The organism is Pseudomonas sichuanensis (assembly GCF_024749065.1).
Classification (GTDB): domain Bacteria; phylum Pseudomonadota; class Gammaproteobacteria; order Pseudomonadales; family Pseudomonadaceae; genus Aquipseudomonas; species Aquipseudomonas sichuanensis.
In genome coordinates this window covers 1,463,449-1,483,677 of record NZ_CP087185.1, presented here as the reverse complement: position 1 = coordinate 1,483,677, position 20,229 = coordinate 1,463,449, and the positions used below count along the sequence as shown (strand labels likewise).

The following is a 20,229-nucleotide window of genomic DNA, read 5'->3' as shown; positions in this document are numbered from 1 at the left end:
GAGCAGATGCCGCTCTGTATGTCGGAACGCGTCGCGGCATCGACAGGAAAGGGATGAGCTAGCGGTACGGTAAATCTTGTGAAATGACCAGTTGAACAAACAAGATGTTCATTGGCGCACGAAACATTGGTTATCTGGCACCCGCTTCGCGGGTGATCGCGGCTAAAGCCGCTCCCACAGAGGAATCGTGGTCCTTGTACGAGCGGCCTTGTGTCGCGAAAGGGCTGCGCAGCAGCCCCAAGCAATATCAACCCGTCAGCCCAAGCCAATCTCCACCTGCCCCGCCACCACCCGCACCGGCCACACCCGTAACTGCTGCGCCGAGTCCTCCAGGCAACGCCCGTCCTGCAGGCTGAAATGCTGCTTGTACAACGGCGCCGCCACCACCAGCTCACCCTGCAGGCTGCCCACCAGCCCGCGGCCGATGATATTGGCCCCCGAGCGCGGGTCGCGGTTGTCGATGGCGTACAGCGCCTGCTCATGCCCGGGCAGGTAGAACAGCGCCACCTGCTCGCCCTCATGCCATACCACCACGCCGGAATCGGCGACCAGATCGGCAGCCTGGCACACGGCCTGCCAGCTTGATTGGTTTACTACAGCAGCATTGGACAGGTTCATCAGACAGCCTCCTCATGGGTCGGGATCAGGTGCAACGCTGCAGCAGGCCGGCGCTGGCCGCGCTCGCGGACGAAGTGCACATCGGGGTCGGCGCGCCGGTCGTTGACGAAGGTGCGGAAGCGCTTGAGTTTTTCCGGGTCGTTCAGGGCGTTGGCCCACTCGCATTCATACTGCTCGACCACATGCTGCATCTGCGCCTCCAGCTCGGCGGCCAGGCCCAGGCTGTCGTCGAGAATCACCTGCTTGAGGTAGTCCAGCCCGCCGTCCAGGCTTTCGCGCCAGACCGAGGTGCGCTGCAGCTTGTCGGCGGTGCGGATGTAGAACATCAGCACCCGGTCGATCAGCCGCACCAGGGTTTCATCGTCCAGGTCGGTGGCGAACAGCTCGGCGTGGCGCGGGCGCATGCCGCCGTTGCCGCACACGTACAGGTTCCAGCCCTTGTCGGTGGCGATCACGCCGATGTCCTTGCTCTGCGCCTCGGCGCACTCGCGGGTGCAGCCAGACACCGCGAACTTGAGCTTGTGCGGCGAGCGCAGGCCCTTGTAGCGGTCCTCCAGGCGCAACGCCATGGCCACGCTGTCCTGCACGCCGTAGCGGCACCAGGTGCTGCCCACGCACGACTTCACCGTACGGGTCGACTTGCCGTAGGCGTGGCCGGTCTCGAACCCGGCCTCGATCAACTCGCCCCAGATCAGCGGCAGCTCGTGCAACTGGGCGCCGAACAGGTCGATGCGCTGGCCGCCGGTGATCTTGGTGTAGAGGTCGTACTTCTTGGCCACCTGGCCGATCACGATGAGTTTTTCCGGGGTGATCTCGCCACCGGGGATGCGCGGCACCACCGAATAGGTGCCGTTCTTCTGCATGTTGGCCATGAAGGTGTCGTTGGTGTCCTGCAGCGGCACCAGCGCCGGGTCCATGATCGGCTGGTTCCAGCACGAGGCGAGGATGTTGCCCACCGCCGGCTTGCAGATGTCACAGCCAACATGGCCCTTGCCGTGGCGTTCAAGCAGTTCGTGGAAGCTGCGGATGCCCTCGACCCGCACCAGCCCGTAAAGCTCCTGGCGGGTGTAGGCAAAGTGCTCGCACAGGCTCTTGTCGACGGTCACGCCGCGGGCGGTCAGCTCGTGTTCGAACACCTGCTTGAGCAACGCCGCGCAGCCGCCGCAACCGCTGGCGGCCTTGGTGCAGGCCTTGACCGAGGCCAGATCGCCACAGCCGCTGTCGATAGCCGCGCACACCGCGCCCTTGCTGACGTTGTGGCACGAGCAGATGGTCGCGCTGTCGGGCAGTGCATCGGCGCCCAGCGCCGGCGCGCCGCCGCCCTGGGGCAGGATCAGCGCGGCCGGGTCGGCCGGCAGCTTGATGCCATTCTGGGCGTATTGCAGCAGGGTGTCGTAATAGCTGTTGTCACCCACCAGCACCGCGCCGATTACGTGCTTGCCGCTGGCGTCCACCACCAGCCGGCGGTAGCTGGCGTTGGCCTCGTCGATGAAGCGGTAGCTGCGCGCGCCCGGCGTGGCGCCGTGGGCATCGCCGATGGAGCCGACATCCACCCCCAGCAGCTTGAGCTTGGTCGACATGTCGGCGCCGGTGAATTCGCTGGCCGCCGCCCCCATCAGCAGCGCCGCCAGGTTGCGCGCCATGGCGTAGCCCGGGGCAACCAGGCCGAACACGCTGCCGTTCCACGAGGCGCACTCGCCGATGGCGAAAATCCGTGGGTCGCTGGTGCGGCAATGATTGTCGATCACCACGCCACCCCGGGCGGCAATCTCCAGGCCACTGGCCCGGCCCAGGGCATCCTGGGGGCGGATACCGGCAGAGAACACGATCAGGTCGGTTTCCAGGTGTTCGCCGCCGTCGAAGTTCATGCGGTAGCGGTAGTCTTCGCCGGCACTCACCGACTGGGTGGCGCGGGACAGGTGCACGCCGACGCCCAGCGCTTCGATCTGCGCCTTGAGTGCCGCGCCACCATCGATATCCAGTTGCACCGGCATCAGCCGGGGCGCGAACTCCACCACATGGGCCTCCAGCCCCAGCGACTTGAGTGCGTTGGCCGCTTCCAGCCCCAGCAGGCCACCACCGACCACCACGCCACGGCGAGCGTCGCTGGCGGCGCTGCGGATCGCATCGAGGTCATCGAGGGTGCGGTAGACCAGGCGGGCATTGGCGCTGCAGCCCTCGACCGGCGGCACGAACGGGTAGGAACCAGTGGCCAGCACCAGTTGGTCGTAGCCGTAACGGCCCTCGGCAGTGACCACCTCGCAGCGCTCACGATCGATCTGAAGTACCGCCTCGCCCAGGTGCAGGTGCACGCCGTGGTCGCCGTAATAGCCCTGCTCGCACAGGGCCAGGGTCTCGGCGCAACTGCCGGCGAAGTACTCCGACAGGTGTACCCGGTCGTAGGCACGCTGGCGCTCTTCACCGAATACATGCAGCTCGAAGCGCTCGAGTGCACCCTGCCCGATCAGTTGTTCGACACAGTGGTGGCCGACCATGCCGTTGCCGACGATGACCAGTCGTGCCCGTTGTGCGCCGTTCGCTGTTGCCTTCATAGCCGTTCCTCGATCACGGAAAACAAAAAGGCGCCTGGAGCGTAAGCTCCAGGCGCCTTTGCCTGTACTCATCAATGTGAGGCCCCTGGGTTGATCGCCGTTGATCAGTGGGGCTGTTGTGAATCTGTCAAAGCAGAGACTGTGCCAAGACCATCAAGTCGCGTGGCTTCGCCGGCCTCTTCGCGGGTAAACCCGCTCCCACAGGGCCTGCACTGCTCCTGTGGGAGCGGGTTTACCCGCGAAAAGGCCGGCGCAGGCAACCCATGAATGCACAGCCAAGGTGCACTGCTCCCCAACGCGGGGCACTCAGTACACATCCCGCCGATAACGCTTGTCGCGCCCCAGCGCCTCGACATAGGCATCCGCCGCCGCCGCATCCATGCCGCCATGCTCGGCCACCAATTGGCGCAGTGCCGCATCCACATCCCTGGCCATGCGCTGGGCATCGCCGCAGATGTACACATACGCCCCCGCCTGCAACCACTGCCACAGCTCGGCGCCGTGTTCCAGCAGGCGCTGCTGCACATAGATCTTCTCGGCCTGATCGCGGGAAAACGCCGTGCTCAGGCGCAGGTGCCCGCTGGCCTGCCAGGCCTCCAGTTGCTCGCGGTAATAGAAGTCGCAGGCCGCCTGCTGCTCGCCGAAGAACAGCCAGTTGCCCCCGCTGGCCGCGCGCACCTCACGCTCCTGGAGGAACGCGCGAAACGGCGCCACACCGGTACCGGGGCCGATCATGATGATCGGCAGGCTGTCGTCCTCTGGCAGGCGGAAGTGCCTGGACGGCTGCGGGAAGATCGCCACTTCCAGCGCCTGAGCCCGGTCGGCGAGAAACGCCGAGCACACCCCTTTGCGTTCGCCGTAGCGCACCGTGGCCATGGTCAGGTGCACCTGCCCAGGGTGCGCGGCGGGGCTGGAGCTGATCGAGTACAGGCGTGGCTGCAGCGGTTTGAGCAGCGTCAGCCAGGCATCCAGCGCCAACTGCTGGGGGTATTCGCGCAGCACGTCGGCCAGTTGACGGCCCCACAGCCAGTCTCTCAATGCTGTTTTGTCCTGCAGCAGGTCGCGCAACGCCTCGGCCGACTGGCTGAACACTTCAAGCTGCTGCGGGGTAACCCGGGCGATTTCCAGGTGCCGCTCCAGGGCCACGGCCAGGGGCATCGGAGCGTGCCCCTTGAGCTCGACCTGGGCCTGGCCATCGAGCTGCATCAACGCCAGCAGTTCGCTGACCAGCGCCGGGCAGTTGCGCGGCCATACGCCCAAGGCATCGCCGGGCTGGTAGGTGAAGCCGCTGCCGCTCAGGTCGAACACCAGCTGGCGGGTTTCCTTGGTCGAACCGGGGCCGTTGAGCAGGCGGTTTTCCAGCAGCGGCGCCAGCCAAGGCTGCTGTTTGCTGTAGTTGTTTTCCGGCTCGGGCTCAACGCAGATTGGCGCGGCGCTGCCCAGTTCGGGCAGCAGAGCCGCCAGCCAGGCAGCAAAGGCCTCGCTATGCTCAGGCTCGCAATCGACCCGCGCCAGCAGGCGCCGCCCGCCTAGCTCAGCAAGGCGCTGGTCGAGCTTGCGACCGAACCCGCAGAACTGGTCGTAACTCGAATCGCCCAGCGCCAGCACCGCAAAAGGCAGTGCCGCGCAATGCTCGCCCGCCTCGCCCTGCAGCGCCTGCCAGAACGCCGCGCCACTGTCCGGAGCCTCGCCATCGCCGAAGGTGCTGGCGATCAGCAACACGCTGGCGGCGCCCTGCAACTGCGCAGGCGTCATCGCCTCCATGCAGCTCAGTTGCACCGCCAGCCCGGCCTCGCGCAGGTGCTGGGCGCAGCGCTCGGCCAGGGCCTCGCCCGTGCCGGTCTGCGAGGCCCAGAGCACGTGGTGGCATGGCGCGGCATCGATCACCACGGGTGCTGGCGCCGGTTGGGCGAAAAGCCCGGCCAACAGGCCATCGACGAACAGCCGCCGGGCCGGCGCCAGGGGTGCGCTGGCCGGCAGGCTCGGCACGCCTTCGCTACGGGCCTGGCCCAGGCCCAGCAAAAAGCCCTGCAGGTAGTGGCGTTCGTCTTCGGCCAGCACCGGGGCCGGCAGTGCGTCCAGGCCCAGCAGGCGGGACAGGGTGGCGGTCGGCATGGTGGCAGGCTCCGAAGGCGTGGCGGTGGTCAGGTCGAGGGCTTCGATACGTTCGCCGGCAACCCGCTCCAGGGCCACGGCGCAGTGCTTGAAGGCCGGTTGCAACGAGGTGGGGTCGACCGCATCGCAGGTCACCGCGTTGATCGCCAGTTGCGCGCCGTAAAGGTCGTTCCAATGAAACGGCGCAAAGCAGCCGCCGGGCAACACCCGGTCACTGAGCCGCGCCGGCAACAGCGCCTGGCCACGGCGCGAGCGGATCGCCACCTGGTCCTGGTCGGCGATACCCAGGCGCCGGGCGTCGTCGGGGTGGATCTCGACGAAGGGGCCGGGCTCCAGCTTGTTCAGGCTGGGCACCTTGCCGGTCTTGGTCAGGGTGTGCCATTGGTGCTGCACGCGGCCGGTGTTGAGCACGAAGGGATAGGCGTCGTCCGGCAGCTCGGCCGGCGGCAGCCAGGGCCGGGCGAAAAAGCGCGCCCTGCCGCTGGGCGTGGGGAAGGCCAGCGCCGGCCGCTCGCCATGCGCGTCGCGCAGCAGCTGCTGGCTGAGGCCGTCGTTGCGGTAACGCAGCGGGCTGCGATCGTCGCTTTGCCCTGGGGCGCAGGGCCACTGGCGTGGGCCTTGGCGTAGCTCGGCGTAGCCGATGCCGCGCAGGTCGTAGCCGGTGGCAGGGTTCCAGAAACGGCGGATTTCCTCGTACACGGCCTCGGCATCGGGGTAGTCGAAGGCATCGGCGTAGCCCATGGCGCAGGCGATGCGGGCGATGATCCGCCAGTCCTCCAGGCTTTCGCCGGGCGCCGCGACGGCACGCGGCATCAGCGTCAGGTTGCGCTCGCTGTTGATCATCACCCCTTCACCTTCGGCCCACAGCGCGGCGGGCAAAAGGATGTCGGCATGGCGGTTGGTTTCACTGTCGAGAAAGGCATCCTGGCTGATCACCAGCTCGGCCTGGCCCAGGCCGTCGATCACCTGCTGGCGGTTGGCGACGCTGGCCACCGGGTTGCTGCAGATGATCCAGCAGGCCTTTACCTCGCCGGCCTTCATCTGCTCGAACAACGCAACGGTGCCCTCGCCGCCTTCGCTGCGCAGATGGCCGGGCGGCAGTTGCCATTGCTGCTCGACGAAGGCGCGATCGGCCGCGACCTGGGCCGAGCGCTGGCCGGGCAGCCCCGGGCCCATGTAGCCCATCTCGCGCCCGCCCATGGCGTTGGGCTGGCCGGTCAGCGAGAACGGCCCGCTGCCGGGGCGGCAGATGGCGCCGGTGGCCAGGTGCAGGTTGCACAGCGCGTTGCTGTGCCAGGTGCCGTGGATGCTCTGGTTCAGGCCCATGGTCCAGCAGCTCATCCACTCGCCGGCTACGCCGATCAGGCGCGCCGCTTCATGGATGTCGGCTTCGCGCAAGCCGGTGATGGCGGCCACCCGCGCGGGGGTGTAGTCGGCCAGGAATGCCGGCAGCTCATCCCAGCCCTCGGTGTGCCGGGCGATGAAATCCGGGTCGGTGTGGCCGTTGACGTGCAGCAGGTGCAGCAGGCCGTTGAGCAGCGCCAGGTCGCTGCCTGGGCGCAGTTGCAGGAACAGGTCGGCCTTGTCGGCGGTGGCACTGCGCCGGGGGTCGACGACGATCAGTTTGGCCCCGGCCTTGACCCGGTCGAGCAGGCGCAGGAACAGGATCGGGTGGCAGTCGGCCATGTTCGCGCCAATCACCAGGAACACCTCGGCGCGCTCGAAATCCTGGTAGCTGCCCGGCGGGCCGTCGGCGCCCAGTGACTGTTTGTAGCCACTGCCGGCGCTGGCCATGCACAAGCGCGAGTTGGACTCGATATGGCGGGTGCGGATAAAGCCCTTGGCCAGTTTGTTGGCCAGGTACTGGGCCTCCAGCGACATCTGCCCGGACACATACAGAGCCACGGCGTCCGGCCCATGTGTGTCGATGATCGCGCGCAGCCGGGCGGCGGCCTCGGCGATGGCCTGGTCCATGCCACTGCGTACCGGTTGCTGGCTGCGCTGGCGGCGTACGAAGGCATGGGCCATGCGCCCGGCGCTCAGTGGAATATGGGCGGTCAGGCCCTTGGTGCACAGGCGGCCGAAATTGCTCGGGTGCTGCTTGTCGCCGCTGACCTTCACCACCTGGCCGTCGCTCACGCTCATGACGATGCCGCACCCTACCCCGCAATACGGGCAAACGCTGCGCACCTGGCTGCTGCTCATCGGCGATCTCCTGCTGATGAAACGACAAAGGCGCCGGCTGCCCCGCCTGCACTGGGCAAGCGGAGCAACACGGCGCCTTCGTCGTGATGAAAAGCGGCCATCGGCGTTGATGGCCTTGATAGTGAGTGCTCAGCAATTCTCAGGCCAGCGCTGGGCCAATCGCTGGCAAGCCAGCTCCCACAGGGTCAAAAGCGTGGGAGCGGGCTTGCCCCGCGATTGGCTCATGCACCGAGAGAGGGATCGACGCACCAACGGGTGGCACGCCTTGACGCTTTCGGCATATGATTCGTATACGTTTCATATATATACGGATGACTTAGCCATGGGCATCGTCAAGATCAACGACGAACTCCACGAAGACCTGCGCATCGCCAGCGCCGCCCTGTCGCGCTCGATCAACGCCCAGGCCGAACACTGGATCCGCCTCGGCATGCTCGCCGAGCTGCACCCCCAGGCCACTTACCAGGAACTGCTGCGCCAGCTGCTGCGCCAGGAACAAGCCAACCTCAAGGAACTGCTGCAATGAGCAAGGTGATACTCAAGGACGCCGCCCAACTGGCACTGATGCGCCGCGCCGGGCAATTGCTGGCCCAGGTGTTCGCCGACCTCGACGGGTTCATCCGCCCTGGCGTGACCACCATGCAGATCAACGACCGCGCCGAAGCCTTCATCGTCGAAACCCTCAAGGCGCGCCCGGCGAGCAAGGGCCAGTACGACTTCCCCTATGCGCTGAACACCTCGGTGGACCATGTGGTGTGCCACGGCATGCCCAAGGTCGACGAGGTGCTCAAGGAAGGCTCTATCGTCAACGTCGACATCACCCTGGAACAGGGCGGCTATATCGCCGACTCGTCGAAAATGTATTGCCTGGGGCAGATCAGCGCAGACGCCCGGCGGCTGGTCGACACCACCTACGCCGCGCTCTGGAAAGGCATCGAACAGGTCCGCCCGGGCGCGACCCTGGGCGATATCGGCCACGCCATCCAGGCCCATGCCGAGGCCGCTGGCTACAGCGTGGTGCGCGAATACTGCGGGCATGGCATCGGCCAGCAGATGCACGAGGCGCCCGAGGTGCTGCACTTCGGCCAGCCCGGTTTTGGCCTGAAGCTGCAGCCCGGGATGGTGTTCACCATCGAGCCGATGATCAACCAGGGTGGGCGCGGCACCCGCAGCCTGCGCGATGGCTGGACGGTGATCACCCGCGACCACAGCTTGTCGGCGCAGTGGGAACACACCGTGGCGGTGACCGAGAGTGGCTATGAAGTCTTGACCCTGCGCGCGGAAGAACAGCGCCACTGAGCCCTCAAGTCAACGCTCCTACAGGGGACTGCACAGGCCTGAAAGCGCAACCCCACACCGCCAACCATTGCATTACAATCCGCGCCAGTTTCCCCGAGCCTCAGGACCGACTTTCATGGAAGAATCCGCACAGCGCTGGCTGTTTGCCCTCTCCGCGCCCATGGCCGCGCTCAACGGCGCCAGCTACACCGCCGCCGAATACTACGAAGGCGAGGACCAGTCCGACCTGGAACGCTGGTGGGGCATCAGCAACCGTGCGCAACTGCTGGACATGCTCGGCATGGCCGACACCGGCCACGCCACCGAGGTGAGCGAGGCCTACTGGCAATTCCAGCGCTGCCTGCCCAGCCAGTGGCAGGCGCTGCTCGACGGGCTCAGCCCACGTGAGCGTGTCCGCCACGAATTCGCCGCACGCACCTTCCCCGACTGCGGCCCCGGCGGCACCCGCGCCTGGGACCTGGGGCGCATGAGCTTTTTGCTGCGTGCCGGGGTCAAGAACGACCTGGTCAGCCGCGAAGAAAGCCTCTACCTGCACTACCGCCTAGCCCTGCGCGCCCGCCATTATTACAACCGCTGGGACACCTACCTGGCCGGCTACCTGTTCGGCAAGGCGTTGTGGAACGTCAGCGACAGCAGCGACGAGACCTTCGCCGCCAACCTCGAACGCCAGGGCAGCGAGCACTGGAACCGCTGCATCCTGCTCAACCTGCGCTACGGCGCCCATGAACTGCTCGCCGGCCTGCCCTGGGACCTGCAACTGCCCGAACCGGAACGCCCCAACACGCTGGAAGAGGATTGCTGGTCATGAGCTGCTGGATTCGTCTGGGGATCGACCCCACCAACGACCTCGACGCCATCCGCCTGGCCTACCGTGGCCGGCTGCCAGCCCACCACCCCGAAACCGACCCGGAAGGTTTCAAGGCCCTGCGCGCGGCCTATGACGAAGCCTTGCGCCTGGCCCGCGAGCAAGAGGCCACGGCAGTCGATGCCAACGAGCAGCCGGCCGAGGAAGCCGCCGCGCACCCCGCGCTGATCAGCTTCCACACCCTGCTCGAAGAGCCGGCCCTGCGTTTCGACCCGCAGGCCTGGCAGCGCTACATCGCCGAACTGGACGAGCTGCCGCTGGACGAGCTGGACGAGCTGAGCTGGCAATTGCTGCGCGCCCTGTACGACTGCGGCCCGCTGTCGCACCAGTGCGCGGGCATGCTGGCCCGTCGCCTGGCCTGGGACCAGCAGCTGCTGCGCCTGGAAAACCCGCAACCGGTGGAAGCCTTCCTGCGCCGGCTGGATGAGCCGGACCCGTTCGACACCGGGCTGATGCGTGACTGGCCACCGACTGCGCAAATGGAAACCCTGTGGTACCTGCGCAGCCTGGAGCACTGCTTCACCCAGCGCCCGCTGTTCGAATACGAGCAGTTCGCCAGTGTGCACACCTGCCTGGCGATGCCCAATGACCAAGCCCTGGTAGAACGCCTGATGGTGCAGTTCAGCCAGGCCGGCATTGCCAGCAGCACCTTCCATGGCCTGCTGCAGGAGCGCTTGCAGCAAGCGCCCGACGACGCCGACCTGCTCTACCTGCTGGCCCGCCAGGCCGATGCCCTGGGCGCCGAACAACAGGCCCTGGACTGCTGGCTGCGGCTGCACCGTGAGCATCGGCATCCACAGGCCGAACGCTGGTTGCTCGACCTGTGCGCGCGCCATCAACCCCAGCGCCTGCCGCTGCTGATCCAGGCCTTTGACCTGCAACACACGCCTGCCGCCTGGCCCGCCGAGCTGGCCGACCCGGCCCAGGCCTGGGGAAGCCCGGGGCAAGCGCCGCAGACCCTGGCGCGCTGGGCCGAAGCGGCGCGCCTTGAGCTGGGCGGCATCGCCGCCACCTTCGTCGACTGGCGCCTGGACGGCGACGACGAACTGCCGCTGCTGGCCTGGTTGCTGCAAGAGCAAGACGAGCACGCCCTGCACCAGCGCTACTGGCAGGCCTGGGCCTTGCAACGTGGTGAAGCCGAATTGCTGGGGCAGATCCTCGCCCAACACCCGAGCGAAGACCCGCTCGACGCTTTGATTCTCGAAGGTTTCCAGCGCCAGGCCGCACAGCAACTGCACTGGCTGTCACACGCCCCGGTATGCCAGGCGCTGACGCGGTATTGTGCCGACACCCTGCCAGGCGCCGAACTGCCCGCAGCCCTGAGCGAAGACGCGATTCACCCGGTTTGCCGCGAGTGGCTGCGGCGCCTGCGCTGCTACTCGGCCCAGGCGGTGTACGAACTCAACAATCACTTCAACATGCCACGTATGTTCACCGTGCCGTTCGCCCTGCATCTGCAGGGCCGCCTGGCCGAGGACGGCGTGGTGTTACCGGCGATGCCCGAGGGCGAAGCGCTATGGCAATGGCACCGCCAGCAGTTGTTCATGCTGGCCATGATCGACCAGCCGACTCGCTGGCTGGCGCTGATCGACCCGGCCTTGCCCGGCCAGTTGCAGTACCCGCAGGAGCATCCGTTCGCCGCTACCCATGCCTTGCTGTTGCGCCACCCAAGCGGCGGCCTGCTCGGCAACCTGGACCCCAGCGATCCGCTGCAGGCTCAGGTCGCAGCGCGCATGGCGAACCTGCAGCAGGCGCTGAACAGCGACCGCCTGCCGAGCGCCAAGCAACTGGCGCAATGCCTGGGCAACGATGACGGCTCTGTGCTCGCGAAGAACCCGCTGGGCTACCTGCTGTTTTGCGCAGTGCTGTACCACGACCGCTCGCTTGACGAGGCGCTGCGTAGCCAACTGCGCGAGCGGCTTGAGGCGATACAGGTAACGGGCGACTGGTTCGCGCCCTGGCGCGCTGACCTGCTCAAGGGCAAGACTCGCACGGTACCAAACTGGGTGCTGCGCGAGCATGGCATCGACAGGCGCCTGGTGAGCGACCTGCTGGAGGCCCTGGACGCTCTGCTGGAGCGCTGCACACGCCCCACAACCCGCGTACTGCGCGCCCTGCAAAAGCACAAGGACAACCCGCGTGAGCACCTGGGCCTGCGCTGCGCAATCATGGCGCTGCTGGGCTGGTCCGAGCGCATGCTGCTCAAAGACCTGCAGAGCAAACCCACGCCGTTCTGGGCCGTGTGGAAGCTCAACAGCCGCCTGGACCGCACAGGCTTCGGCCTGCACCTGGTGGCCATCGCCCTGTGCTACAGCCTCATGCTGACGGTGCCAGCGCTGATGGTGGTGGTCATCGGGTTGTTGATCAGTGCCTTGCTCAGGCGCCTGCGCGATCTGGGTCGGGGCATCCCCTCGCTGGTCCTGCTGGTGCTGCTCAGCCGCCTGCTGCCGGTAGTGCCATTGTTGTTGCTGGGCCTGCCCGGCGACCGGCTGCCGAACCGCTATGGCTCGGCGCCGGGGCAGCCGGGGCTGCTGGACGACAGCCTGCAGGCCACCCTGCGGCGCCTCAACGGTCAGTAGCGCAGTTCGTCGAGCGCCTGGCTCAAGGCCTGGCGCTCGCGGTTGATCTCGCTGGCCTGCTGGCGGGCCAGCACGTTGTTGAAGGCATCCAGCCAGCCACCGATCAGCTCGCGTTCATCGCCCAGGCTCTGCATCCAGGCGCGTTCAAGGCGAGCCAGCAGGGTGCGGTTGGGCAGGGTGTCGCGCGGGTGGATCTTCAGCTTGGCCAGGCGCTCCTGGCTGGCCTGGCGTGCGTCGGCATCCAGCCCGGTGGGGCTGCGGTCGATGCTGTGGCTGTGCTTCTGGCCGCTTTCGAGGAAGGTCACGTCCACTTCCAGCAGGCCATTGATGTCGTAGCTGAAACGCACGTCCAGCGGCTGGATCTGGCCGGTCTGCTGCAGCGGGATCTCGAAACTGTCGACCAGGATGTTGTCGCGCACCCACGGCCGCTCGCCCTGGTACACGGCAATACGGACGAATTTCTGCTCGGCATGGCTACTGTAGAAGCGCTGCACCTTGGAGGTGGGGATCACCGTATTGCGTTCGATGATCGGCGAGAACGCGCCGGTGACGTCTTCGCCCCGTGAAGAAGCAATACCCAGGGTGTAGGGGCATACATCGGTCAGGATCAGTTCGTCGATGGCCGCGTCACGGGCCTTGCAGGCAGCCTGGCTGGCGGCGCCGAGGGCGACGATGGTATCCGGGTCCAGGTGCCGGTACGGCAGGCGGCCGAACAGCTTGGCCACCAGTTGCTGCACCTGCGGCATGCGCGTGGCGCCGCCGACCAGCACCAGGCTGTCCAGCTCGCGCGGGCTCAGCCGGGCATCGCGCAGGGCCTGCTCGATGGGGGTACGCACCCGCGCCAGCAACGGCGCCCAGATGGCTTGCAGCTTGAGTTCGTCGAGCACCCATTCGCGGGCCTGGCCGTCACCATTCCAGTTCAGTGTGCAGCTGCCCTCGCCCGCTTCGCGTTTGAGCTGTTCGATGGCGTCGCGCAGGCTGGCTAGGGCCTGGCCTTCGAGGTCTTCGAGGGCGAGGTTCCAGTCGCGCAGGCAGGCCAGCAGCAAGGCCTCGGTGAAGTCTTCACCGCCCAGGTAGTTGTCGCCAGTGGAAGCATGCACCTCGATCAGCGGCAGCGCGTACTCCAGCACGGTGACGTCGAAGGTGCCGCCGCCCAGGTCGAACACCAGGGTGCGCTCGAATTTCTGCTCGTGCAGGCCGTAGGCCATGGCAGCGGCGGTCGGCTCGTTGATCAGGCGTTGCACGGTCAAACCGGCCAGCTCGGCGGCAAACAGCGTGCGCTTGCGTTGCTCGTCGCTGAAATAGGCCGGCACCGAGATCACCGCCTCGCTCACCGGGCAACCCAGGTAGGCTTCGGCATCCTGCTTCAGTGCGCCCAGCACCAGGGCCGACAACTCTTCCGGTGTGAAGTGGTGCTCGCCCAGCGCATAGCGCTTGTCACTGCCCATGAAGCGCTTGAACGCTGCGGCGGTAAGCTGTGGGTGGGTGGTCAGGCGCGCCCGTGCAGCCTGCCCGACAAGGATGCTGCCATCCTCATCGATGCTCACCACCGAGGGGGTCAGCACTTCGCCAAGGGCGTTGGGGATCAGTTGTGCGGCGCCATCGCGCCAGACGGCAATCAGGCTGTTGGTGGTACCAAGGTCGATACCGAGTAGGGGCGCGGCTTGGGTCGCGGAGGGAGAGAGGCTGGCATCCTGCATGGTCGGTCTCGTGCTGGCGATAAGAACCGGCGCACGGCCTGCTGGCCACTTGCGGCGGACAGGGGATTCTGGCCGGTCCGGCTCACCGGTGAAGGCCAGAAACAAAAAAAGCGACCCTAAGGTCGCTTTCTCTGTTGCTTCAGGGTGTTCAGTGGGCCCTGAAGCTTAATATGGCGCGGCGGACGGGACTCGAACCCGCGACCCCCGGCGTGACAGGCCGGTATTCTAACCGACTGAACTACCGCCGCGCTATACATCGAGTGGTGGGTGATGACGGGATCGAACCGCCGACCCTCTGCTTGTAAGGCAGATGCTCTCCCGGCTGAGCTAATCACCCTTCGTCTCGGTGTGGTGCGCATTCTACGGAGGAGCCTGTACCCTGGCAAGCACTTTTTTAATTTTTTTTGAATAATTTTCAAGGACCTAGCGCAGCCGCTGTTTTCTTCCTTTATAGCGTGGTGCTGGCCCTCTGACAGGGTTGGCCTGAACCCACCGCTCGGAGAATAATGCCCGCCTTATGTATTGAGGAGAGATTGCCCCCCATGTGGTTCAAGAACCTGCTGACCTACCGCCTGACCCAGGATGTCCCGTTCGAGCCTGAAGCACTGGAAGCTGCCCTGGCCAGCAAGCCGGCCCGCCCCTGCGCCAGCCAGGAACTGACCACTTATGGTTTCGTCGCCCCGTTCGGCAAGGGCGAGGACGCACCACTGGTGCACGTCAGCGGTGAGTTCATGCTGATCGCCGCGCGTAAAGAAGAACGCATCCTGCCCAGCAGCGTGGTCAACGATGCGGTGAAGGAGAAAGTCGAAGAGATCGAGACCGAGCAGATGCGCAAGGTCTACAAGAAGGAACGCGACCAGATCAAGGACGAGATCATCCAGGCCTTCCTGCCGCGCGCCTTTATCCGCCGCTCGATGATCTTCGCCGCCATCGCCCCACGCCAGGGCCTGATCCTGGTCAACTCGGCCAGCGCCAAGCGTGCCGAAGACCTGCTGTCGACCCTGCGTGAAGTGATGGGCTCGCTGCCGGTGCGCCCGGTGAGCGTCAAGATTGCCCCGGTGGCGACCATGACCGAATGGGTCAAGGCCCAGGCGCCGGCTGCGGACTTCTATGTGCTCGACGAATGCGAGCTGCGCGACCAGGCAGAAGACGGCGGCATCGTGCGTTGCAAACGCCAGGACCTGACCGGCGAGGAAATCCAGCTGCACCTGAGCACCGGCAAGGTGGTCACGCAACTGGCCCTGGCCTGGCAGGACAAGCTGTCGTTCGTGCTCGACGACAAGACCGTGATCAAGCGCCTGAAGTTCGAGGAGCTGCTGCAGGAGCAGGCCGAGCAGGACGGCGGTGACGAAGCCCAGCAACAGTTCGATGCCAGCTTCCTGCTGATGATGATGACCTTCAACGAGTTCCTGCCGGCGCTGTTCGAGGCGCTGGGTGGCGAGGAGATTCCGCAGGGAGTTTGAAGAACAGCGGCAAGCTTCTAGCTGCAAGCGACAAGAAAAAGCCACAGCAACTGCGGTGCCTGCTCGGGCACCGCTTCTTCTTATAGCTTGAAGCTTGGAGCTTGAAGCTGAAACCGGAGGTTTCCCCCCGCCATGCGCGCCCTCGCCGCCCTCAGCCGCTTCGTCGGCAACACCTTCGCCCTGTGGGTGCTGGTGTTCGCCTGCCTGGCCTTCCTCATGCCGCAGTGGTTCATCGCCCTGAAGGTAGCCATCGTGCCGCTGCTGGGCCTGGTGATGTTCGGCATGGGCCTGACCCTCAAGCTCGACGACTTCGCCGCCCTCGCCCGCCAGCCCTGGCGGGTAGCGCTGGGGGTGGTGGCGCACTTCGTGATCATGCCCGGCGTCGCCTGGCTGCTGTGCCAGCTGTTTCACCTGCCGCCGGAGATCGCCGTGGGCGTTATCCTGGTCGGCTGCTGCCCGAGCGGCACAGCGTCCAACGTGATGGTGTGGCTGTCGAAGGGCGACCTGGCACTGGCGGTGGCGATCGCGGCGGTGACCACCCTGCTCGCCCCGCTGCTCACCCCGGCCCTGATCTGGTTCCTGGCTTCGGCCTGGCTGCCGGTTTCGTTCATGGACATGTTCTGGTCGATCCTGCAGCTGGTCATGCTGCCGATCGTGCTCGGCGTGTTGGCCCAGCGCCTGCTCGGCGCGCGGGTGCACGCGGCGGTGCAAGTGCTGCCGCTGGTGTCGGTGGTGAGCATCGTGATGATCGTCTGCGCGGTGGTGGCGGCCAGCCAGGCGAAAATTGCCGAATCGGGCCTGCTGATCATGGCGGTGGTGATCCTGCACAACAGCTTCGGTTTTTTGCTCGGTTACCTCACCGGCAAGCTGTGCAAGCTGCCACTGGCCCAGCGCAAGTCGCTGGCGCTGGAGGTGGGCATGCAGAACTCGGGGTTGGGCGCGGCGCTGGCGGCGGCGCATTTTTCGCCCCTGGCGGCGGTGCCCAGCGCGCTGTTCAGCGTATGGCACAACATCTCCGGGGCGTTGCTGTCGACCTGGTTCAGGCGGATGGAGGAGCCTTCGCCCGGGGTTGAGAGCACCGCCTCTGTCAGCAATTGATGTTGCCTGCTCCGGCCTCATCGCCGGCAAGCCGGCTCCCACACCTGTGGGAGCCGGCTTGCCGGCGATGAGGCAACCACCGATCCCTGAGACTTGCCCCGGCCTCGGCAAATGGGCAATATAGTGCGCACTGTGAGGACGACCTCACGACGCTGCGCGTGATCGTATCGGGGACGGCCCCATCATTAATAGATGGAGACACACCATGTCCTGGATCATCCTGTTCTTCGCCGGCCTGTTCGAAGTCGGCTGGGCTGTCGGCCTCAAGTACACCGACGGCTTTACCCGCCCCCTGCCCACCGTGCTGACCGTCGGCGCCATGGTCATCAGCCTTGGCTTGCTGGGCCTGGCCATGAAAGAGCTGCCGCTGGGTACCGCCTACGCCATCTGGACCGGCGTGGGCGCCGTGGGTACCGTCATTGCCGGGATCATCCTGTTCGGTGAATCCATGGCGCTGATCCGCCTGGCCAGTGTTGCCCTGATCATCACCGGCCTGGTTGGCCTGAAGGTCAGCGCAAGCTGACCTTGCGCCTTATCCCTTCCTAACGCACATCGCCGCGCAGCAGGCTCACCTGCTCGCGCAGCGCTTCGGGCTGCGCCGCTTCCACCGGGATAGCGGCGCCTGCCACGAGGGTCACCCGCGACCACAGGCGCTTGAAAAAGCCCTTGTTCGGGTCGCGACTGAAGAAACTGCCCCACAGCCCCTGCAATGCCAGCGGTATCACCGGCACTGGCGTTTCCGAAAGGATCCGGCTGACCCCACCCTTGAACACATCGATCTCGCCGTCGGCACTGAGCTTGCCCTCGGGGAAGATGCACACCAGCTCGCCCTCGGCCAGGTACTGCTTGATGCGGGCGAAGGCACGTTCATAAATCACTTCGTCCTCGCCGCGCCCGGCGATGGGGATGGTGCCAGCGGTGCGGAAGATGAAGTTGAGCACCGGCAGGTTGTAGATCTTGTAGTACATGACGAAGCGGATCGGCCGGCGAATGGCGCCGCCGATCAGCAACGCATCGACGAACGACACGTGGTTGCACACCAGCAACGCCGCACCTTCATCGGGAATACGCTCAAGCTCGCGGTGCTGCACCCGGTACATCGAGTGGCTGAGCAGCCAGATCAGGAAGCGCATGGTGAATTCCGGCACGATGCGGAAGATGTAGGCGTTGACCGCGATGTTGAGCAGCGACACCACCAGGAACAGCTGCGGGATGCTCAGCTTGGCCAGGCTCAACAGGACGATGGTGACGATCGCCGACACCACCATGAACAGCGCATTGAGGATGTTGTTGGCGGCGATCACCCGGGCCCGCTCGCCTTCGGCGGTACGCGCCTGGATCAAGGCGTACAGCGGCACGATATAGAAGCCGCCGAAGATGCCCAGGCCGACGATCGAGGCCATGATCCACCAGGCCTGGCTCATGCCCAGCAAGTCCAGCCAACTGTGCGGCGCCGCGCCTGCCGGCACATCGCCCGAATGCCACCACCAGAGCAGGCCGAACAAGGTCAGGCCGAACGAGCCGAACGGCACCAGGCCGATCTCCACCTTGCGCCCGCTCAGGCGTTCGCACAGCAGCGAGCCCACCGCGATGCCCACCGAGAACAGGGTCAGCACCAGGGTCACCACGGTCTCGTCGCCGTGCAGCCAGTCCTTGGCGTAAGCCGGGATCTGCGTGAGGTAGATGGCGCCGACGAACCAGAACCACGAATTGCCGACGATCGAGCGCGACACCGCCGGGGTCTGCCCCAGGCCCAGGCGCAGGGTGGCCCAGGACTGCTTGAAGATGTTCCAGTCGAGTTTCATTTCCGGTGCCGCTGCCGCCGCCCGCGGGATCCAGCGGCTGGCCAGGTAGCCGAGCACGGCAGTGCCGACCACCCCGCCGGCCACCACCGTGGCGTAGCTGGAAGCCGACATCATCACCCCGGCGCCGATGGTGCCGGCGAGGATCGCCAGGAAGGTGCCCATCTCCACCAGGCCGTTGCCGCCCACCAGTTCTTCTTCACGCAGGGCCTGGGGCAGGATCGAGTACTTCACCGGGCCGAACAGCGCCGAGTGGGTGCCCATGGCGAACAGCGTCAGCAGCATGAGCTCCAGATGGCTGGTGATGAAACCGATGGCACCGACAGCCATGATCACGATTTCGGCCAGCTTGATCGCGCGGATCAGCCGGTCCTTGGCGAACTTCTCGCCGAACTGCCCGGCCAGCGCCGAGAACAGGAAAAACGGCAGGATGAACAGCAAGGCGCAGAGGTTGACCCAGATCGAGCGGTCGCCTTCCAGGCTCAGCTTGTAGAGGATCGCCAGGATCAACGACTGCTTGAACAGGTTGTCGTTGAACGCGCCCAGCGACTGGGTAATGAAGAACGGCAAAAAGCGCCGCTTGCCGAGCAGGGTGAATTGCGAGGGGTGACTCATCGTCCGTGTACCTGATTGGGCTTTGTCATTGGAGGCACGTTCAGCGCATAAAGCCACAAATCTGCACGGGAATGGACGATGAAGGCAAGCCCGTTGGCCGGCACGATGGAACGGCAACCGCGAAGCTGGCAGACTGCCGCCCCTCAGCAACACGGAAGGTGCGCCCCTTGGGGCCGAACTGAACAGGGATGAAGGCCAGCCATTGATTCAATTGAATACCCATAACGCCCGGCTCAAGCGCACGCTGCAGGCGGCCAGCCACACCGCACGCACGGCCACGACCAAGCAGCAACTGCTGGTCGCCGTGGACGCCATGGCCGCCTTTTACGGCAACATGCAGTTCGACAACCGCTTGCCCTGGCTGATTGCCCTGCTCTGTGGGCCTCTGGCGATTGCCAGCATCGCAGGCTACCTGCAGGCCTACGAGCCGCTGCTGGCGCCGCTGGCCAATCTGCTGGGCCAGAGCCTGCCGCAGCTTGCATCCAACCTCACGCTCGGCCTGCTCGGCGCCGCTGCGATCAGCCTGGTCGTCCTTTACCAGCGCAGGAAGCTCATCCCCAACCTCGCCCACGACCTGGCCGAGCGCTCCAGCCTGATCACCGCCGGCCTGCAGGAAATCCCGGTGACTGACAGCCAGTTGCTCGAGGGCCTGCAAACCGAGTTTCGCGACTATGTGCGCGGCAACCACAAACGCTTCCTGCGCCGCGCCGTGCAGGGTCACTATCAAGGCCGGCTGCACAGCTTCGACTACCGCTGGTACCACCTGCATTACGTGGACAAGCAGACCCACCAGGAAACCGAGTCCGATGGCAAGGGCGGCACGACCTCGAAAACCGTGACCTCCTACCAGGAATACGATCGCTACAGCCTGGTGATCGACTTCCCTTGGGTGCAGGGCATCGCCCTGGGCGGCGGTAGCGGAGGCCGCTCATCCATGGTCGACATGGAGCACCGCTTCAAGACCGCATCGAGCGACTTCGACCGCGCTTTCAGCCTCACCGGCAGCTCGGCCATGGCCTGCGCCCGCTTCGCCAAGCCGGTAACGGTACTGCACCTGCTCGACCTGCATCGCCAACTCGATAAGCCCAACCTGGAGTTTTCGCGGCACGGGCGCCTGTGCCTGAGCAGCAACGACAATCCGCTCGCTTTCAAGCTCACATGCGAGCTGCCCCGAGCGAGCGATTTCCGCTTGCTGATCGACCACGGCGTGCACCTGCCACAGCTCAGCACCCTGCTCGACGCCGTGCACACCCTGGCCGAGCAGCACGACGACAATTTCACTGCGCCTACCCCGGCACAGCTACAGACGGAGCACTGA

General features: G+C 65.8%; 13 protein-coding genes and 2 tRNA genes. 8 read left to right on the top strand and 7 right to left on the bottom strand.

The window, feature by feature from the left end; genetic code table 11:
• Nucleotides 1–255 precede the first annotated feature (255 nt).
• The 3 genes from nirD to LOY51_RS06865 form a co-directional block, all read right to left on the bottom strand.
• Nucleotides 256–618 carry a nitrite reductase small subunit NirD gene (nirD, locus tag LOY51_RS06875; RefSeq protein ID WP_258645373.1) on the bottom strand — a complete coding sequence of 121 codons (363 nt, stop codon included), beginning with the start codon at nucleotides 616–618 and terminating at the stop codon, nucleotides 256–258.
• A complete protein-coding gene (gene nirB, locus LOY51_RS06870; RefSeq protein WP_258645372.1) occupies nucleotides 618–3,170 on the bottom strand; it encodes a nitrite reductase large subunit NirB in 2,553 nt (850 codons plus the stop codon). The genes nirD and nirB overlap by 1 nt, the downstream gene beginning before the upstream one ends.
• Nucleotides 3,171–3,476: 306 nt before the next feature.
• Entirely contained in the window at nucleotides 3,477–7,490 is a 4,014-nt protein-coding gene (locus LOY51_RS06865) for a bifunctional nitrate reductase/sulfite reductase flavoprotein subunit alpha (protein WP_258645371.1), read from the bottom strand.
• Between the two features lie 322 nt (nucleotides 7,491–7,812).
• Between LOY51_RS06865 and LOY51_RS06860 the strand changes: the two genes are divergently transcribed.
• The 4 genes from LOY51_RS06860 to LOY51_RS06845 all read left to right on the top strand — a co-directional run bounded on the left by LOY51_RS06860 (nucleotide 7,813) and on the right by LOY51_RS06845 (nucleotide 12,233).
• Nucleotides 7,813–8,016: a ParD-like family protein gene (locus tag LOY51_RS06860; RefSeq protein ID WP_110993070.1), complete on the top strand. Its 204-nt coding sequence runs from the start codon at nucleotides 7,813–7,815 to the stop codon at nucleotides 8,014–8,016.
• The gene (gene map / locus LOY51_RS06855; protein WP_125463022.1) at nucleotides 8,013–8,789 is read left to right on the top strand and encodes a type I methionyl aminopeptidase; all 777 of its coding nucleotides are present in this window, start codon (nucleotides 8,013–8,015) and stop codon (nucleotides 8,787–8,789) included. The genes LOY51_RS06860 and map overlap by 4 nt, the downstream gene beginning before the upstream one ends.
• Before the next feature lie 115 nt (nucleotides 8,790–8,904).
• Nucleotides 8,905–9,597, top strand: coding sequence for a DUF1266 domain-containing protein (locus LOY51_RS06850; protein WP_258645367.1), 693 nt, complete (start codon nucleotides 8,905–8,907; stop codon nucleotides 9,595–9,597).
• Nucleotides 9,594–12,233: a J domain-containing protein gene (locus tag LOY51_RS06845; protein WP_258645364.1), complete on the top strand. Its 2,640-nt coding sequence runs from the start codon at nucleotides 9,594–9,596 to the stop codon at nucleotides 12,231–12,233. The genes LOY51_RS06850 and LOY51_RS06845 overlap by 4 nt, the downstream gene beginning before the upstream one ends.
• Here LOY51_RS06845 and LOY51_RS06840 read toward each other — a convergent pair.
• The 3 genes from LOY51_RS06840 to LOY51_RS06830 form a co-directional block, all read right to left on the bottom strand.
• Nucleotides 12,227–13,933 carry a molecular chaperone HscC gene (locus LOY51_RS06840; RefSeq protein ID WP_125857751.1) on the bottom strand — a complete coding sequence of 569 codons (1,707 nt, stop codon included), beginning with the start codon at nucleotides 13,931–13,933 and terminating at the stop codon, nucleotides 12,227–12,229. The two genes, LOY51_RS06845 and LOY51_RS06840, sit on opposite strands and share 7 nt — an antisense overlap.
• Nucleotides 13,934–14,104: 171 nt before the next feature.
• Nucleotides 14,105–14,181 (bottom strand) — tRNA-Asp (locus tag LOY51_RS06835).
• A gap of 13 nt (nucleotides 14,182–14,194) precedes the next feature.
• A tRNA-Val gene (locus LOY51_RS06830) sits at nucleotides 14,195–14,270 on the bottom strand.
• A gap of 205 nt (nucleotides 14,271–14,475) precedes the next feature.
• Between LOY51_RS06830 and rdgC the strand changes: the two genes are divergently transcribed.
• The 3 genes from rdgC to sugE all read left to right on the top strand — a co-directional run bounded on the left by rdgC (nucleotide 14,476) and on the right by sugE (nucleotide 17,017).
• Nucleotides 14,476–15,396 carry a recombination-associated protein RdgC gene (gene rdgC, locus LOY51_RS06825; RefSeq protein WP_125857750.1) on the top strand — a complete coding sequence of 307 codons (921 nt, stop codon included), beginning with the start codon at nucleotides 14,476–14,478 and terminating at the stop codon, nucleotides 15,394–15,396.
• A 132-nt stretch (nucleotides 15,397–15,528) separates the two neighbouring features.
• The gene (locus LOY51_RS06820) at nucleotides 15,529–16,494 is read left to right on the top strand and encodes a bile acid:sodium symporter family protein (RefSeq protein ID WP_258645360.1); all 966 of its coding nucleotides are present in this window, start codon (nucleotides 15,529–15,531) and stop codon (nucleotides 16,492–16,494) included.
• Between the two features lie 205 nt (nucleotides 16,495–16,699).
• Nucleotides 16,700–17,017, top strand: a complete 318-nt coding sequence (gene sugE, locus LOY51_RS06815) for a quaternary ammonium compound efflux SMR transporter SugE (RefSeq protein ID WP_023631604.1) — start codon at nucleotides 16,700–16,702, stop codon at nucleotides 17,015–17,017.
• A gap of 19 nt (nucleotides 17,018–17,036) precedes the next feature.
• Here sugE and LOY51_RS06810 read toward each other — a convergent pair whose 3' ends face one another.
• The gene (locus LOY51_RS06810; protein ID WP_125857748.1) at nucleotides 17,037–18,911 is read right to left on the bottom strand and encodes an MFS transporter; all 1,875 of its coding nucleotides are present in this window, start codon (nucleotides 18,909–18,911) and stop codon (nucleotides 17,037–17,039) included.
• A gap of 211 nt (nucleotides 18,912–19,122) precedes the next feature.
• On the opposite strand from LOY51_RS06810, the gene LOY51_RS06805 reads away from it, so the two are divergent.
• Nucleotides 19,123–20,229 (top strand): hypothetical protein, encoded by a 1,107-nt coding sequence (locus tag LOY51_RS06805; RefSeq protein ID WP_258645356.1) that lies wholly within the window; start codon nucleotides 19,123–19,125, stop codon nucleotides 20,227–20,229.